The sequence below is a fragment of the Spirillospora sp. NPDC047418 genome, from assembly GCF_040643275.1.
In the GTDB taxonomy this organism is placed as follows: Bacteria; Actinomycetota; Actinomycetes; order Streptosporangiales; family Streptosporangiaceae; genus Spirillospora.
The window spans coordinates 190,656-207,056 of the sequence record NZ_JBEYTW010000001.1 but is presented as its reverse complement, the minus strand read 5'-3'; the positions used below and the strand labels follow the sequence as shown (position 1 = coordinate 207,056).

The following is a 16,401-nucleotide window of genomic DNA, read 5'->3' as shown; positions in this document are numbered from 1 at the left end:
CTCCAAAGCGCCTGTGGTTCGCGGGTTGTTCCCCGACTCGAATGGGTGTCGGACGGAGAACCCGATTTCCGACAGGAGCGTGAGGTCGTTGCATCCCCTCGTTGTCACCCCGGAGACCGCCGAGGTCGTCGAGCTTCCGGCGGGCGGGGCGTTCACCCTGCTCGCCGACGCGAGCCGGACCGCGGGCGTGCTCGGCGCCAACCGGCTCACGCTGGGGCCGGGCCGCGACGGCGCCAAGCCGCACTACCACGCGCTGTCCACCGAGCTGTTCTACGTCGTGGAGGGGGCGATGGAGTTCCTCCTCGGCGACCGGGTCGAGACCGTCGCGGCGGGCGGCCTGGTCGTCGTCCCGCCGCGGCTGACGCACGCCTTTCGCGCGGCGGCCGGTACGGGCGCGGACCTGCTGGCCGTCCTCACGCCGGGGGTCGAGCGCTTCGGCTACTTCCGGCGGCTGGCCCGCGTCCAGCACGGACTGGAGCCGTTCGACGGACTGCGCTCCGAACAGGCCCGCTACGACGTCCACTTCGCGGACACCGAGCACTGGCCGTCACCGCGGAACCCCCAGTGACCGCGACCGCGAACCCGACGACCGCGACGCCGCCCATCGGCCCGACGTCGGCGGCGCTGCGGCTCGGCGCGCTGTTCGGGCCGTCGGTGTTCGGCGTGACGGCGGCGGCCGTGGCACTGCCGGAGATCGCGACGGCGCTGCACGCCGGGCCCGCGCAGGTCGCCTGGGTGCTGACCGCGCACGCGCTGGCGCTCGGCGTCGGCACCGCGATCTTCGGCCGCCTGGCGGACGCGCTGGGCGTGCGGACGGCGCTGCCGATCGCGGCGGTGGTGCTGGTGGCCGGCGCGGTCGTGTGCGCCGCGGCGCAGAGCCTCGGCGTCCTGGTGGCAGGGCGGCTCGTCCTGGCGGCGGGGTCCGGGGGGACGGCCGCGGCCGGCGCCGCGCTCCTCGCGGGGGTGGAGCCCGCCGTGCGCCCGAGGGTGCTCGCCGGATACGGCGCGATCATGGCGGTGTTCGCGTCCGCGGCGACGCTGGCCGGGGGCGCGGTGACGACCTGGCTGAGCTGGCGTGTCACCGTCGTACTGCCGGTGCTGTCGGTGGCGGCGGTCCCGTTCTGCCTCGGGCTGGCGCTGCGCCCCGGGTCGCGCAGGCCCGTCGACGTCCCCGGGGCCGCCGCGCTGACCGCGACCGTGAGCGCGATGCTCGTGCTGATCCAGGCCGGGACGCTCGACCTCGGCGTCCCGGTCGTCGCCGTGCTCGCGGCGGTGCTCGTCCTCGCGGGCGGTGCGCTGGCGCGGCGGGTGGCGCGGCGGCCGGACGGGTTCGTCCCGCACCCGGTCATCGGCGACCCGGGCTACCGGACCTCGGCGGTGACCGGGGCAGGGGTCTTCGGCGGGCTCTTCGCCGCGATGTACCTCGTCCCGCAGATCCTGGCGGGAGAGCACGGCTGGAGCGTCCTCGCGATCGGCGCCGCGCTGCTGCCGGGCGCCGCGGTCGGCGCGGCGCTGGCCCGGCGGGCCGGGGCGCTCGGCGCGCGGGGCGGCCGCCTGCTGCTGGCCGGCACCGCGCTCGCCGCCGCCGTCGCGCTGGCCGCGGCGGCGACGGGGAAGAGCAGCCCGTGGCCGCCGGTCGTCGCGGCATCGCTCTGCCTCGCCGCGTTCGCCGTCTCCCAGGTCGTGATCACCGGTGACGTGTCGGCCCGGCTCCCGGCACCGCAGCGCGGCGCGGGCATGGGCCTGCTCAACCTGACGCTCTTCATCGGCGGCGGGACCGGCTCCGCCGTCGCCGGAGCGCTCGCCGAATCGCTGAGCCCCTCCCGCATCCTGGCGGTCGCAGCCCTCTTCCCCTTGGCCGCCGCCGCCCTGACCGCCGCAAGACGCGCTCCCTGAGGACCGCCGCGGCGTCCCTCCCACCCGGCCCAGGGACGCCGCACGCCCCTCACCGAATCCCGGGCGGGACGTTTTGATCTTCCTCCGGATGGCAGGGTGGGGGGATGCGGCTTGCGACGTGGAACGTCAACTCGGTGAAGGCTCGGCTGCCGCGCCTTCTCGGCTGGCTGGAGGAGGCGGAGCCGGACGTCGTGTGCTTGCAGGAGACCAAGTCCGCCGCCGGCGGGTTCCCGGCGGACGAGGTCGCGGAGCTCGGTTATGAGGTCGCCGAGTACGGCGAGGGGCGGTGGAACGGGGTCGCGGTTCTTTCGCGGGTCGGGATTGAGGACGTCTCCAGGAGCTTCCCCGGCGAGCCCGTCTATGAGGGCGAGGCGGAGGCGCAGACGCAGTTGAACGAGCCCGTCCTGCTCGCCCCGCAGGCCCGTGCGATCGGCGCCACGTGCGGCGGTATAAGGGTCTGGTCGCTGTACGCGCCGAACGGCCGGACTCCCGAGTCGGCGCACTACCTCTACAAGCTCGCATGGTTCGCGGCCCTGCGCGACGCGCTCGCCGTCGAACTCTCGTCTGGGATGGCCCTGGTCGCTACCGGCGACTACAACGTGGCCCCTACCGACGACGATGTGTGGGATCCGTCTGTCTTCGTCGGCTCCACCCACGTCACCCCGGCCGAACGCAAGGCGCTGGCCGAGCTTCGTGACCTGGGCCTCCACGACGTCGTCCCCACCCCCATGAAGGGCCCGCACCCTTATACCTACTGGGATTACCGGGCCGGGATGTTCCACAAGAACCTCGGCATGCGCATCGACCTCGTCTACGGGAACGACGCCTTCGCCGGGCGGGTGCGTTCGGCCTACGTCGACCGGGAGGCGCGCAAGGGCAAGGGGCCGTCCGATCATGCCCCAGTCGTCGTCGATCTCGACTGATTGCCGGCGCGGGCCAGGAGGCGGCGCTTGCCGGTGGACGGGACGTCGGCCTGGTCGAGGACGGTGAAGCCGTCCGGGAGCAGCGAGGCGGGCTCGCCGGGCGCGAGGCACCATTCGGCGGGCATCCGCGGGCGGTCGCGGCGGGCGTCCTCGGTGAACGCCTCCCAGCCCAGCAGGCCGCCGGGCAGGACGGCTCCCGCCGCGCGCCCGAACACGGCGCGGTCCCAGAACCCGGTGCACAGGACGAGCGCGTAGCCGGGCGCTTCCGGGCGCCAGCGCCCGAGATCGGCCTGGACGGTCGTGACCAGCGACCCGAGGCCGCGCCGCCGGGCCTCCGCGGCGAGCCGGTCGAGGGCGGTCTCGGAGATGTCGACGGCCGTCACGCGCCGTCCGGCGGCGGCGGCGAGCAGCGCGCTGCCGGACGGCCCGGACGCGAGATCGAGCACGCCGCCGTCCGGCAGCGGCAGCGGCAGCGCCAGTGCCCGCTCAGCCAGCGGATGGGCGGACGACACCTCCGGAGCGTCCCCGTACCTGGCGTTCCACCGGAGCCTGTCCGGATGCTCGGCCAGTTCGGGGTCCATGGGGACGACCCTAGCGGCGCTCCGCGATCAGCAGCATGAACAGCGCCGTGGGGAAGCCCTTCCGCCACCACGGGTCGTCCCGCAGCTGCTCCTCCGTCGGGTGCGGTTCGCGCAGGTCGGCGATGACGAAGCCGGAGTCTCGGAGCGTTCCAGCGTAGTACTCCAGCGGCCGGAGCCAGCTCGTGATCATCGAGGGGGACTCCATGCCGTCCACCAGGAACCGCTGGTCGATGCCGCGCGAGGCGAAGTACTGCGCCGCCGGGACGCTGTTCATCGCGCCCTGCTCGGAGTTCTCGACGTAGAAGCACGGATGCAGCGTCAGCAGGACCAGCCGCCCGCCGCTCCTCAGCACGCGCGCGAACTCGCCGATCGCGCGGGTCGGGTCCTGCAGGTGGCTGAACAGGTGGTTGCAGAGGACGAGGTCGAACCGGCCGCTGTCCAGCGGCAGGTCCTCGACGCCGGCGCGGACGAACGCCGCCCCGGGCGACGGATGGGACGAGGCCGCGTCGATCAGCCCCTGCGCGGCGTCTACACCGGTGACGTCCGCGCCCAGGGAGGCGAGCTTGCGGGACAGGTAGCCCTCACCGCATCCGGCGTCCAGGACGCGGAGGCCGGCGCAGGGGCCGACGGCGTCCAGGACGGCGGCGTCGGTCAGGTCCGTCCGGTACCGGTCGCGGTTCTCCCTGATGACCTTGACCCAGTACTGCGCGTTGGCCTCCCACCTTTCGCGCGTCAAATTCGTGATGGCTTGCGCCGTGTCCTCCACCGGCTCCCCATTTCTCAGTGCGTGCCACGCGGGGTTCAGGCGAGGCCCTTGAGCCGCCGCACCAGCGTGTTGCAGGTCTGTCTGATCGTTCTGTCCCGGCAGTCGGCCCCGCGCAGTTCCAGCGCCCGGACCAACTCGGTGGTCCTTCCGCCGAACGCGGGGTCGCGTCTCAGCGCCAGCGGAATGTACGTCGACACCAGGTAGTACAGGTAGGCGTCGTTGTAGACCGCTATCTCGCGCAGAACCTCGGTTGCCGTGTTGCGCAGCGACAGGGAGCTCGGCAAGGTGAAGTCGCTGCTGATCCGGCCGTCTCTGGTGTAGGTGGGGAACGACCATTCCTCCAGGGCCGCGTACACGGGCGTGGCGTCCAGTTCCCTGCGGTACCGCTCGGCGAGTTCGAGGTCGTTCGAGCCGATCAGGGAACCCATCACGACGCCGCGCATCATGAACGCGCTCTGCCGTCCGGGGACTTCGAAGCTGAGGTCGGCCTCCAGCGCCCCGGTCACTTTGCTGACCTGGTGCGTCAGGATGTTGAGCGCCAGGATCGAATGGAACGAGTACGACTTGCGGTTCAGCCGCGGCGCCAGGTCGACCGAGGCGTCGAAGAGCCTCTGCGGGTCCTTCAGGAGCCCGCCGGAGCCGGTCGCGTAGATCGCCTCGAGGGCCCGGTCCTGCTCCCGCCCCCAGAACCGGGCGATGAACGAGGACGTCTTCTGCGTCGCCTGCCCGCGCACGATGTGCAGGGCCGCCTCCAGCGCGTTCAGCAGATGCTGCTGCGCGACGGTGGAGTTCTCCAGGGCGTCCACGTCGACGGCGAGCCCTTCGCCGTTCAGGTCGCCGACGAGCCCGTCGCGCCTTCGCCGGACGGCGTGCGCCATCGAGTACTCGGCGATTCCCGGAACGGACGACATGAGGCTCTGCAGCGACCGTCCGCTGACCCGGTCGAGCCATTCGGCGTTGTCCCACAGCCGGAAGATCGTGCTCTCGTCGAGCCCGGAGAAGGCCGCCACGTCGGACATGTTCAGGCCCATGGCCGAGGTGATGTCGGAGAGAGACTTCGGCGCACCGTCCGCTGTCATCACTCGCCCTCGATGTGGCAATTGTCGACGCTTCGATCCTAGCGAAGCGCCGGACACCGGGGCCGGACGATCCGAAGATGTGTCCGTCCCGTCACCGGCGACGGCGAGCATGGCGGCCGGTCACCCCGGTACGGCGGTGCGGCCCAGGAGGCCCCCGCTCACCTGGGCGGCCCGCGGTACCGGTGTCACGGCAGCCGCCACCCGTCCCGGATGCCCACCCCGAACCAGAACGTGGACGTCCCGTTCCTGCCGCGGTGGACGCCGAAGTCGGTGGCGAGCGCCTTCATCAGCGTGAGGCCGCGCCCGTGCAGCTGCTCGTCGGCGGGCCGCGCCCGCTCCGGCGCCGGCCCGCCGTCGGTGACCTCGACCCGCACGTACCGGTCGAGGTGCAGCACGGCCAGGCCGATCGTCCCCTCCCGGCGGGGCCGCGCGTGCACCACCGAGTTGGTCATGGCCTCGCTGGTCAGCAGCTCCAGGTCGCCGAGCTCGGACCGGTCCGCGCCGAAGTGCTGGCCGACCAGCTCCCGGACGTAGCCGCGCGCGAGCCGCACGGCCGGCGGCGTCGCGGCGAGGTCGATCTCCCCGATGAGCCGCCCGGACGACTTGCCGTTGTTCCAGGCGGACGGGATCCCGAGTTCCAGCGAGGGTGCCAGCACGGGCCCCCCGGCCCACGCGTCAGATGCGTTCATGGCGGCGTTGGTTTCACGTCTCCGTGTCGGGCTGTAAGCGAACATGTGTTCTCAGGCCAAGTCGAAGTCGGACGTGGAGTGGAGCAACCCACAGCCTGACGCACCCCGCCCAACCCAGTCACGAACCCTTGCGCGCACGCAACCCCCCTGCCCCACCCAGCGCCTCGTCGCTCTCCGCACGCACTCCACTACGGAGAGGGGCCACCGTGATGATCGACAGGAAGCCTTCCGTCGGCTCGCCTTCATCGAGATCTTCGGGCCCAGGAGTGTCTACCTGGGCCTTCGAGGGCCTTGGGGGATATCAATAGGGATCGCCGAATTCGCTGATGCTGCAGACCGAATATCGCGGTCAGGCGGTCATCCAGTGTCCGTCCGTGGACCAGGCGAGGAGGCGGCGGGTGTGCGGGGGTGAGTCGTTGTCCAGGGTGCCGCCGGTCAGGACGTGTCGCAGCCCCGCCAGGACGGGGTCGAGGCGCCGGAGGGCATGGGGCGGGCTCTTGTCCAGTTCGTCCTGCATCCAGGCGATGACGGCGACCTGCTCCTTCAGGCCGCACAGCGCCAGGTAGAAGATGGTCTGGCGCCAGGCGTAGGCGGCGTCCTTGACCGTGCGCAGCGGGCGGGGGTTGCCCTGGATCCGCCGGACCAGCCGGCAGGTGACGGCGAACGAGCGCCGGGCGAGGTCGTCCCAGCCGTCCAGCGTTGTGACGCCGATCGGGTGGACGAGCGTGGCCAGGTTGTGCGTGGTGAGGATCTGCGCCTGCTCGATCACCTTTCCGTTGGCGGTGACCCGGCCCCACGGCCCGCTGCCCGGGTTCCCGGCCCGCTTCGCGCAGAGCTTGTCGAAGCCCTTGCGCATCGAGTGGACGGCCGCGTAGTCGATCCCGTAGTAGCGCGCGTAAAGCGTGCCGTCGAGGAGTTCGCCCGCCAGTTTCGCCGCGTCCAGGAATTTGCGCGTGAACGTACCCATGAAAATGTCGGCGGCGAGTTCCTCGACGAAAGGAGCGCCGACGCCCGCCTGCCGGGCGAGTGCGGAGAGCTGGCTGGTCATCGGGTTAGGAATGACCGTTCCGGGAAAGGCGTGCAGGGTCAGGCCGCCGAGTTGCGTCAGCACGGTGTGCGCGTTCGCCCGCGCGGCGCCGTCCGTCCGCCGGTACTTCTGGACGGCCCGCACCCAGGGGAGTTCCTCCACCCGCACCTGGTGCTCCAGGTTCAGCAGGAGCAGCGACCGCCGGTCGCGGAACGCCCGGTGGACGGACGTCATCAGGGTGCGCAGCGCCGGGTCCGGATAGGAGAGCGCCGTCGTGGACGCCACCAGTTGCGGCACCAGGTCCGCCAGCACCTCCGCGGACCGGACGATCCCGCGCTCGGCGAGTGCGGTGACCGGTGCCTCCAGTGCCCGGTCCACCATGGTGCGGAGGCGGTCGGGCAGTTCGGCGTCCCGGCCGCCGACCGGGACGGGCGCGGTGAACGGGTCCGTGGACGGGACGCCCCGGTCCTGCGGCACCGCGTCCAGCCGCTCGATCACGACCTGTGCCAGCGCGTGGTGGGTGGGCCGCGCCGCCTCGGCGGCCTGCCGGTCGCGCAGCGCGGCGTGCCGTGCCTCGCCGGGCGCGCCCCGCTTGGCGACCATCGAGTCGATGGCGTGCCGGAGGTGCGGGGAAGGCCGCCGCCCGGCGAGCACCTCCGCGAGGGACATCCGCAGGATGGCGGCGTTCGCCTTCGGCTTGCGGTGCTTCGTGCAGAGGGTGTGCTCGGCCGCGAGGGCCGTGTAGCGGGTGAGCAGCGCGGTGCCCCGGTCCCGCCAGCCTTCCGGCTCCGTGGCGAGGATCCGGCCGTCCTGGACGGTCTCCAGCCAGTGCGCCAGCAGATCGTCCGCGAACGGGTTCCAGACCGTGAGGGCCTCGTTCATCGCGGCGACCGCCCGGTTGGGCCTCCGTGCGGCGAGGCGCCGCCGCACGTCGCCGGCCGTTTCCCGGCTGACCAGGGACGCGTCGCCGGGCGGCCGCGCGGCGGGCCTCGGCAGGAACCGCAGCGTGCCGGCGAACGGCCCGATGCTCTCCAGGACGTCCAGCGCCGCGGCCCGGTCCCCGGCGCGCAGCAGCCACGCGACGGCCGGCAGCGCCGCCTCCTCGGGCAGGGCGATCTCGTACCGCCCGCTGTCGAGCAGCGCCTCGAGGGCGGCCAGCCCGGCATCGGTCAGGTGGTGCGCGAACAGCGCCCGCCGGTCGGCGGGGAGCCCGGCGCGCCGGGTCGCGTCGAGTTCGGGGCCGGTCAGGTCGCCGCCCGCGGCCGGGGCGCCGGTGGCGAAGCCGCCCTTGACGACCTCGGGCGTCACCCAGGCGGGCAGGCCGGCGACCGGGGTGCGTGAACCGATCCGCAGCGTCCCGTCGCTCATGCCGGAGAGCACGCGCGACCAGCGGCCCAGCCGGTCCTCGGCCCGGCGCCGCATCTCCGCGTCCTCGTGCGACCGCGCGGTCACGAGCGCCTTGGCCAGTTGTCCGGCGGCGTATCCGGGGTTCGCCCGCAGGTCCTCGTCCATGCCAGCGTGGCGGGTGCCGCCCCCGCGCCCTCCGGGGCCCGAGCCCGGTGCTCTGCTGCTGAGCTACACGCTGTTCACGCCCACGCTAAAGATCGGGCATTCCCGGCGGCAAAGCATTATTCGCCGGGAACCCGTCCCCAGGCGGAGATCAGCGGGGCCAAGGTCAGGTCCAGGCGGCCTTCGGCGATCGCGGTGAGGAGGTGGTCGATCTCGCCGCCGGTGGCGTGGCCGCCGGCGATGAGGCGGTCGCGGACCTGCAGGATGGTCGCGGCCTCCAGCACCCCGCAGGCGGGCGCCGCGATCGGGGAGAACGCGTCCGCGCGGACGTCGGCCAGGCCCGCGTCGCGCAGCAGCCGGGGGAGGCGGCGGCCGTAGGCGAGGTCGGCGCCCCGCTCGGCGAGCAGTGCGCGGAAGCCCCGCCGGACGCTGTTGGCGAGCCGTTCGTCGGGCCCGCGCTCGTCCGGGCAGGCCAGCGGCTGGAGCGCGGGATCGGCGTCCTCGATGAGCAGGAACCCGCCGGGACGCAGGCTTTCGACCATGGTCCGCAGCGCCGCGTCCCGGTCGGCGAGATGGACCAGGACCAGGCGCGCGTGGACGAGGTCGAACGGGCCCTCGGGCGGCTCGTCCCGGACGATGTCGTGCTGCCGGACGTCGACCGGCGCGTCCCGGAGCCACGAGGTGTCGATGTCGGTCGCCAGCACGCGACCGGCGTCGCCGACGCGTTCCGCCAGCCAGGCCGGGACGGACGGCCCGCCCGCGCCGACCTCCCAGCACCGCCAGCCGTCCCCGACGCCGATGTCGTCCATGTGCCGGAACGTCCACCGGTCGAACAGTTCCGAGATCGCCGCGAACCGCTCACCGGCCTCGACCTGGCGGTTGCTCAGCAGGTATTCCATCCCTCGATGATGGCGCCGTTCCCGGCGGGACGTCACGGGATCAGCTGAGGAAGGAGCGTGTCGCGGAGGGTCGCCAGGGTTCTGGTCTCGGCGGTGGCGGCTTGCACGCGCGCGGCCAGGGCGGTGGCGAATTCGTTGAAGGTCCGGGCTGCGGCGTCGCCGGGCCACGGGATCTCGAAGGCGGCGATGTCGGGCCATTTCGCCCGCGGCATCCGGGTGCCGTCGCCGACGGCGGACGCGTGGGCGATCACCGCGTCGCTCGCCAGGGCCGCGAGCAGCCAGCCCCGGTGCGCGGGATCCTTCGGGCGGACGACGAGGATGTCCGTCGACGCGACGCCCTCCACGAACGCCAGCCCGGCCTTGTGGAAAGAGGGGCGCAGCTTGCCGAAGAGGATGTCGCCGGAGGCGAAGCGCCTCTTCCCGCTGGTGACGCCGGACGCGCCGATCCAGGTCGAAAGCCACATGTGGCGTTTCGGCATGTGCTCCAGCGCGATGTAGTTCTCACTGGGGTCGATATGGGTGGCGGGGACGTTCGACCGGACCAGTTCTCCGAGTTCGCCGATCCTTATGGAGGCCGCGGCACCGGTGGACGCGTAGCGGGCGCGGACCAGTTCGTCGGTGCAGGCGGCTATGCGGCCGTTCACCGCGATCTTGTCGTCGAGCGCGCCGAGGACGGACGCCGCCGCGTCCTGCTCGCGCCGGGTCAGGCGCGTGGTGGTGAGGCGGTTCAGGATCCCGTGGGTGAGGAGAGGCTGCCCGGAACCGATGCGGTAGCGGTTCAGGGCCAGCCTCTTCAGGAGGTAGTAGACGTAGCGGGGGTTCGCACCCTCTTTAGGGGTGGCGATGATGGCGTTGTCGGTGACCCAGCACGGTTCCGGGCTGTAATGCACGGCGCCGCAATAGGTGCCGACGCGTCCGATGACGGTGGCGTGCGGAGCGGCATTGAATCCAGCGGACGTGCCGATGACGCCATTGGCGCCGTAAGTGCGGTAGGCGGAGCCCTCGGCCGGGCCTGATCTGCCGTTCGTGAAGGTGACGATCTCGCCGAGGGCCACGTCAGCCATCAGCCATCCAGGCGTCCCAGTTCCGACCGGACGACCTGGTCGAGGCGCGTCGACTCCTCGAAATGCGCGAAGAGTTCCCTGGTGAGGCGCTCGACCCTCGCGGCGGCGGGCTCGTCGTCCTGGTGCCCGCGCGCGGTCCCGACGTACCGGCCCGGAGTGAGGACGTGGTCGTGGGACCTGATCTCGTCCAGGTCGGCCGAGCGGCAGAATCCCGGGACGTCCGAGTAGCCGTCGCCGCGCCAAGAGCGGTACGCGCCGGCGATCCGGGCGACGTCGTCCTCGGTCAGGACCCGTTCGGTGCGATCGGCCATCGTGCCCATGTCGCGGGCGTCGACGAAGAGGATCCGGCCGTCGGCGCAATGGTCGAAGAACCAGAGGCAGGCGGGAATCGGGGTGCTGCGGAAAAGGCGGTCCGGCAGCGCCACCACGCAGGACACCAGGCCCGCCTCCACCAGCGCCGAGCGGATCCCGTTCTCGCCCGACTGCCGGGACGACATCGAGCCGTTCGCCATCACCACGCCCGCGCGGCCGCCCGGCCCGAGCTTGGAGATGATGTGCTGGATCCAGGCGAAATTGGCGTTCCCGGCCGGCGGGACGCCGTAGCGCCAGCGCGGGTCGCCTGTGTCGCGGTACCAGTCCGACATGTTGAACGGGGGATTGGCCAGGACGTAGTCGGCCTGGAGGCCGGGATGGGCGTCCGCGTGGAACGTGTCCGCACGGTGGAGGTCGCCGGAGATCCCGTGGACGGCGAGATTCATCTTCGCGAGCCGCCACGTCCGCTCGTTCGCCTCCTGCCCGTACACCGCGATGTCGTCGAGCCGCCCCCGATGGCTCAGGACGAACTTCTCCGCCTGGACGAACATGCCCCCGGAACCGCAGCACGGGTCGTACACGCGCCCTTTGAAAGGCTCCAGAATCGCGACGAGCAGCCGCACCACGCTCGGCGGCGTATAGAACTCGCCGCCGCGTTTGCCCTCCGCCCGCGCGAACTTCTCCAGGAAGTACTCGTAGACCTCGCCCAGCACGTCCCGCGCGGCCCTGCCGACGAAACGGACCTCGCCGATCAGCGCGGCCAGCTCACCGAGCCGCCGCTGGTCGACCCCGCCGAAGATCCGCGGGAGCGCGCCGTCGAGCGAGGGGTTGGCCCGCATCACCGCGTCCATGGCGGCGTCGATGCGCTCGCCGAGGTCGCCGAGGTCGGCGGAGTCCCCGGTGAGATCCGTCCAGCGCGCCCCGTCCGGTACGACAAAGGGTCCTTCGCCGGACGAGTCGGACACGTACTTGAGGAACACCAGCCCGAGGACGAAGTCCTTGTACTGCGCCGCGTCGACCGCCCCCCGCAGCTTGTCGGCGGCCTTCCATAGGACGTCGTACACCCGCGTGACTCTAGCGTCCTCCCGCCCCACCGGCCCGGCCGGTGGACGGGTGCCGGGCGCGGTGCGAGGCTGCGAAGCGTGGTGATCGTGGACGTTCTGGCGGCGGCGGCACTCATCGGATGGCTGTACCTGGCCCTCGGCCACGGTGCCTTCTGGCGAACCGGGCCCGGCCTGCCGGAGCAGGACGATCCGCCCGCATGGCCGGAGGTCGCGGCGGTCGTCCCCGCCCGCGACGAGGCCGCCATCCTCCCCGAGACCCTCCCGACACTGCTCGCGCAGGACTATCCGGGCGTGTTCCGCGTGGTCCTGGTCGACGACGGGAGCAGCGACGGCACCGCCGAAACGGCCGCCCGGCTCACCGGGCACGTGATATCCGCAAGGGAACGCCCCGAGGGGTGGGCGGGAAAAGTGTGGGCGATGTCGGAGGGCGTTCGCGCCGCCGGTGATCCCGATTTCCTCCTCTTCACCGACGCCGACATCGCCTACGAGCCCGGAACGGTGAAAAGGCTCGTCCGCGAAGCCGTCAATGCGCGGCGCGACCTCGTCTCCCAGATGGCGACGCTCAGCATCCGCACGCGCTGGGAGAAAGTGATCGTTCCGGCCTTCGTGTACTTCTTCGCGCAGCTCTATCCGTTTCGCCGCGTCACCCGCGACGGGACCCGCACGGCCGCGGCGGCCGGCGGCTGCATGCTCGTCCGCCGCGCCGCCCTGGACCGGGCCGGCGGCGTCGCGGCGATCCGCGGCGCGCTGATCGACGACGTGGCGATGGGCCGCCTCATCAAGCGCGCGGGCGGGCGCTGCCGCCTCGACCTCGGCCGCGACGTCGTCAGCCGCCGCCCCTACCCCCGCCTCGCCGACCTGTGGATGATGATCGCCCGCAGCGCCTACCACCAGCTGCGCTACTCGCCCGTCCTGCTCGCGGGCACCGTCCTCGGCCTGCTGCTCCTCTACGCGGTGCCGCCCGCCGTGACGGTCGCCGCCGCCGTCACGGGCGACACCGTGCCGCTCGCCCTCTCGGCCGCCGCCTGGATGATCATGACGCTCAGCTACGTCCCCATGCTCCGCTTCTATCGCCTGTCACCGTTCCGCGCCCTCGGACTGCCCCTCGTCGCGCTCATGTACGCCGCCATGACGGTCGACTCCGCGCGGCGCCACCGCGCCGGAAGAGGCGGCGCCTGGAAAGGGCGGACTGCGGCCGCCCAATGACCTCCCCCCGCCACTCGCCGCGCGGCATAATGCACAACCGGAACCGAGGGAGCCCGCGTGGACGAGACGAACGCCGCGATACCCAATGTCGCGCGAATGTACGACTACTACCTAGGCGGGAAGGACAATTACGCGGTCGACCGCGAAGCCGCCCAGAAGATTCTGCACGCGGCGCCCTTCACTCCCGTCCTGGCCAGGCACAATCGGCGTTTCATGCAGCGGGCGGCACGCCACTTGGCCGCGTCCGGCATCCGGCAGTTCCTCGATATCGGCACCGGGCTGCCGACCCAGGGGAGCGTCCACGAGACCGTCCGGCCCCTGGTCCCGGACGCGCGGGTCGTCTACGTCGACAACGACCCGGTCGTGGTCGCGCACGGCCGCGCGCTGACGGCCTCCGACGACGCGACCACCGTCCTCCGGCACGACCTGCGCGACGTCGGCGCGCTGCTCGGCGACGGCGCGCTCCGCGCGGCCATCGACCTCGGCGAGCCGGTCGGGCTGATGCTGCTGTCGGTCCTGCACTGCCTCGCCGACGACGACGGCCCGTACGCGGCGGTCGCCGCGCTGCGCGACGCGCTCGCGCCCGGCAGCCACATCGTCGTCTCCCACATCACCGGGGACGACGAGGTGACCGAGAACTCCGTCAGCGTCTACGGCCGCGCCAACACCGGCATGACCCACCGGTCCCGCGAGCGCCTGCTCGCCTTCTTCGACGGCTGGACGCTCCTGGAGCCCGGCCTCGTCCGCCTGGACGAATGGCGACCCGAACCCGGCACCGGGGCGATCGGGGCGGGCGGCGACTACTACCTGTGCGGAGTCGGGACCAAGGAGGCACGATGACCGCCGACGACGGGCTGCCCGAGACCGTCCTCCCGAGCGGCGCCACCATGCGGACCGCGCGCCGGTACGAGGACGTCCGGCGGGTGCTGACCGACCCGCGGTTCAAGCGCGACCTGAGCGGGACGCCTGCGGCCCGCATGGTGAGCGGCGGCGACATCAGCGACGACCCCCACCTGATCCTCAACATGGACCCGCCGGAGCACACCCGCATCCGCCGCATCGTCGCGGGCGCGTTCGCCCCGCGCCGGATCGCCCGGTGGCGCCCCCGCGTCGTCGAGATCACCCGGGAGCTGGCCGGTGAGCTGGCCGCGCACGGCCCGCCGGCCGACCTGGTCGCCGGGTTCGCGTTCCCGCTGCCGGTCCGGGTGATCTGCGAGCTGCTCGGCGTCCCGGCGGCCGACCGCGAGCGCTACCGCCGCTGGGCGGACGCGGCGCTGAGCACGTCCGATCTGGACGCGGGCGGGCGCGCCGCGGCGGGGCGCGAGTTCCGCGACCATGTCCGCGGCCTGCTCGCCGAGCGCCGCGCGCACCCGGGCGAGGCGCTCATCGACGACCTCATCGCCGCCCGGGACGGCTCCGACGCGCTCACCGAGCCGGAACTGGTCAGCCTGGTCACCGCGCTGATCACCGGGGGCCACGAGACGACCGCGAACCTCATCGCCTCGGGCGTGTTCACGCTGCTCGCCGAGGACCGCTTCCGCGGTCTCGAACCGACCGAGGGGCTGGTCGAGGAGCTGCTGCGGCACGACACCCCCGCGCTGTACGCGCTGCCCCGGGTCGCGGCGGCCGACGTCGAGCTGCCGTCCGGCCGCGTCGCCGCGGGCGAGCTGGTGCTGCCGCTGCTCGCCGAGGCCAACCGCGATCCCGGCATGTTCCCCGACCCCGACCGTTTCGACGCGACCCGGGACGGTCCCGCGCACATCGCCTTCGGGCAGGGCGCGCACTTCTGCCTCGGCGCGCGGCTCGCCCGGCTGGAGGCCGAGGTGGCGCTGGCCGTCCTGCTCGCCGGGTTCCCCGGCCTGGCGCTCGCGGTCCCGGCGGCGGACGTCCCGTGGCGCAGGGCGAGCCTGGTCAGGGGCCCCACCCGGCTGCCCGTGCGGTGGTGAGGCCGGTTTTGTCGAGCGGGCACAAAACCCGCCGCCGCGATGTGTCCCGAGCTTCATTGGAGTAAGTGTCTAATTACGTTACGGTCGGGTGGCCGTCACGCCGACGGCAGGCGACGACGAAGGGTTACCCGCCATGTCCATCACCGTCCGCCGGGTGCTGCGCACCGTGGCGGCGTCCTGCATCGGCATCGCCATGGCGGCGGCCACCCTGCAGGGCACCGCCGCCGCCGCACCGCAGGACCCCGTACCCCCGGGCCAGGATCCGTTCTACACGCCCCCGGCCCCGCTCCCGGCCGGGCAGCCGGGCGACGTCATCCGGTCGCGTCCGGCCGTGTTCACCATGGACCCGCTCGGGCACTCGCCGTACGAGGGCGTCAAGTCCTGGCAGGTCCTCTACCGGTCGGAGACGGCGCAGGGCGCGCCGACCGCCGTGTCCGGCATGGTGCTCGTGCCGACGAAGGCGTGGACGGGCCAGGGCAGGCGCCCGCTCGTGTCCTACGCCGTCGGGACGCGCGGCCTCGGCGACGCGTGCGCGCCGTCCTACACCCTCACCCAGGGCATGGACTACGAGATGTTCTTCGTCGCCGACGCCCTCAGCCGCGGCTGGGCCGTCGCCGTCACCGACATGGAGGGCCTCGGCACACCCGGCCAGCACACCTACGAGGTCGGCCGCTCCCAGGGCAAGGCCGTCCTGAACATGACGCGGGCCGCGCAGCGCCTCCCGGACGCGGGCCTCGGCGGCGCGCCGGTCGGCCTCTGGGGCTACTCGCAGGGCGGGACGTCCTCGGGCTGGGCCGCCGAACTGGCCAAGGGCTACGCCCCCGAACTCGACATCAAGGGCGCCTTCGCCGGCGGCGTCCCCGCGGACCTGCTCGCGGTCGCCAAGGGCCTGGACGGCTCGCCGTTCGTCGGGCTGATGTTCATGGCGGCGGTCGGCTACGACGCCGCCTACCCCGAGCTCGACCTGGCGAAGTACCTCAACGACAGGGGCCGCGAGCTGCTGCAAAAGGCCGAGCACCTCTGCCTGGTCAGCGTCGACGGCATCGGCACGCTCGCCGGGACGCTGTTCAAGAAGATCAGCGACTACACCACGAGCGACCCGCTGAACACCCCCGAGTGGCAGCAGCGGCTCAACGCCAACAAGCTCGGCTCCACCGCCCCGTCCGTCCCGGTGCTGCAGACGCAGGCCGTCTACGACGAGATCATCCCGTTCGCGCAGGCCGACACGCTGCACAAGGCGTGGTGCGCGAAGGGCGCCAACGTGACCTGGAAGACCTACACGTTCGCCGAGCACGCCACCGGCATGCTCTGGAGCGAACCGGACGCGATGTCCTTCCTCACCGACCGGTTCGCCGGCAAGCCCGTCACCGGCAACTGCGCCGCCTGATCCCGGTGCCCGCAACTCCCATGGGGCCGTCCCGCTCTCGCAGAGGGCAGGAT

15 protein-coding genes and 1 tRNA gene are annotated in these 16,401 nt (G+C 72.6%); 7 read left to right on the top strand and 9 right to left on the bottom strand.

The genetic code is table 11. The annotated features are described in order from the left end of the window. Positions 1-79 precede the first annotated feature (79 nt). From ABZ806_RS00800 to ABZ806_RS00790, 3 genes are all read left to right on the top strand, one after another. On the top strand, positions 80-568 hold the full coding sequence (locus tag ABZ806_RS00800) for a cupin domain-containing protein (RefSeq protein ID WP_500214327.1): 489 nt from the start codon (positions 80-82) through the stop codon (positions 566-568). Further along, positions 565-1,896 (top strand): MFS transporter, encoded by a 1,332-nt coding sequence (locus ABZ806_RS00795; RefSeq protein WP_500214325.1) that lies wholly within the window; start codon positions 565-567, stop codon positions 1,894-1,896. The genes ABZ806_RS00800 and ABZ806_RS00795 overlap by 4 nt, the downstream gene beginning before the upstream one ends. A 104-nt stretch (positions 1,897-2,000) precedes the next feature. Further along, positions 2,001-2,819, top strand: a complete 819-nt coding sequence (locus ABZ806_RS00790; RefSeq protein ID WP_500214323.1) for an exodeoxyribonuclease III — start codon at positions 2,001-2,003, stop codon at positions 2,817-2,819. Here ABZ806_RS00790 and ABZ806_RS00785 read toward each other — a convergent pair. The 9 genes from ABZ806_RS00785 to ABZ806_RS00745 all read right to left on the bottom strand — a co-directional run bounded on the left by ABZ806_RS00785 (position 2,789) and on the right by ABZ806_RS00745 (position 11,809). Then, a complete protein-coding gene (locus ABZ806_RS00785) occupies positions 2,789-3,400 on the bottom strand; it encodes a methyltransferase domain-containing protein (RefSeq protein ID WP_500214321.1) in 612 nt (203 codons plus the stop codon). The genes ABZ806_RS00790 and ABZ806_RS00785 overlap by 31 nt on opposite strands. 10 nt (positions 3,401-3,410) lie before the next feature. Then, on the bottom strand, positions 3,411-4,136 hold the full coding sequence (locus tag ABZ806_RS00780; RefSeq protein WP_500214319.1) for a class I SAM-dependent methyltransferase: 726 nt from the start codon (positions 4,134-4,136) through the stop codon (positions 3,411-3,413). 65 nt (positions 4,137-4,201) lie between these two features. Continuing rightward, positions 4,202-5,245: a hypothetical protein gene (locus ABZ806_RS00775; protein ID WP_500214318.1), complete on the bottom strand. Its 1,044-nt coding sequence runs from the start codon at positions 5,243-5,245 to the stop codon at positions 4,202-4,204. Positions 5,246-5,430: 185 nt separating this feature from the next. Next, on the bottom strand, positions 5,431-5,934 hold the full coding sequence (locus tag ABZ806_RS00770) for an ATP-binding protein (RefSeq protein ID WP_500214316.1): 504 nt from the start codon (positions 5,932-5,934) through the stop codon (positions 5,431-5,433). Between the two features lie 349 nt (positions 5,935-6,283). Further along, positions 6,284-8,473 carry a transcriptional regulator gene (locus ABZ806_RS00765; RefSeq protein WP_500214315.1) on the bottom strand — a complete coding sequence of 730 codons (2,190 nt, stop codon included), beginning with the start codon at positions 8,471-8,473 and terminating at the stop codon, positions 6,284-6,286. Position 8,474: 1 nt separating this feature from the next. Next, positions 8,475-8,546, bottom strand: a tRNA-Pro gene (locus tag ABZ806_RS00760). A 43-nt stretch (positions 8,547-8,589) separates the two neighbouring features. Beyond that, a complete protein-coding gene (locus ABZ806_RS00755; protein ID WP_500214313.1) occupies positions 8,590-9,369 on the bottom strand; it encodes a class I SAM-dependent methyltransferase in 780 nt (259 codons plus the stop codon). A 32-nt stretch (positions 9,370-9,401) separates the two neighbouring features. Continuing rightward, complete coding sequence (locus tag ABZ806_RS00750; RefSeq protein WP_500214312.1) at positions 9,402-10,433, bottom strand: restriction endonuclease subunit S; 1,032 nt, start codon at positions 10,431-10,433, stop codon at positions 9,402-9,404. After that, positions 10,433-11,809 carry a type I restriction-modification system subunit M gene (locus ABZ806_RS00745; protein WP_500214310.1) on the bottom strand — a complete coding sequence of 459 codons (1,377 nt, stop codon included), beginning with the start codon at positions 11,807-11,809 and terminating at the stop codon, positions 10,433-10,435. The genes ABZ806_RS00750 and ABZ806_RS00745 overlap by 1 nt, the downstream gene beginning before the upstream one ends. Positions 11,810-11,887: 78 nt before the next feature. On the opposite strand from ABZ806_RS00745, the gene ABZ806_RS00740 reads away from it, so the two are divergent. The 4 genes from ABZ806_RS00740 (at position 11,888) to ABZ806_RS00725 (ending at position 16,348) form a co-directional block, all read left to right on the top strand. Then, positions 11,888-13,015: a glycosyltransferase gene (locus tag ABZ806_RS00740; RefSeq protein WP_500214308.1), complete on the top strand. Its 1,128-nt coding sequence runs from the start codon at positions 11,888-11,890 to the stop codon at positions 13,013-13,015. Positions 13,016-13,072: 57 nt separating this feature from the next. Further along, positions 13,073-13,855: an SAM-dependent methyltransferase gene (locus ABZ806_RS00735; RefSeq protein ID WP_500214307.1), complete on the top strand. Its 783-nt coding sequence runs from the start codon at positions 13,073-13,075 to the stop codon at positions 13,853-13,855. After that, positions 13,852-14,961, top strand: a complete 1,110-nt coding sequence (locus ABZ806_RS00730; RefSeq protein ID WP_500214305.1) for a cytochrome P450 — start codon at positions 13,852-13,854, stop codon at positions 14,959-14,961. Before ABZ806_RS00735 ends, ABZ806_RS00730 begins: the two co-directional genes overlap by 4 nt. A 133-nt stretch (positions 14,962-15,094) precedes the next feature. Next, a complete protein-coding gene (locus tag ABZ806_RS00725) occupies positions 15,095-16,348 on the top strand; it encodes a lipase family protein (protein ID WP_500214303.1) in 1,254 nt (417 codons plus the stop codon). The last annotated feature ends 53 nt before the right edge of the window (positions 16,349-16,401 follow it).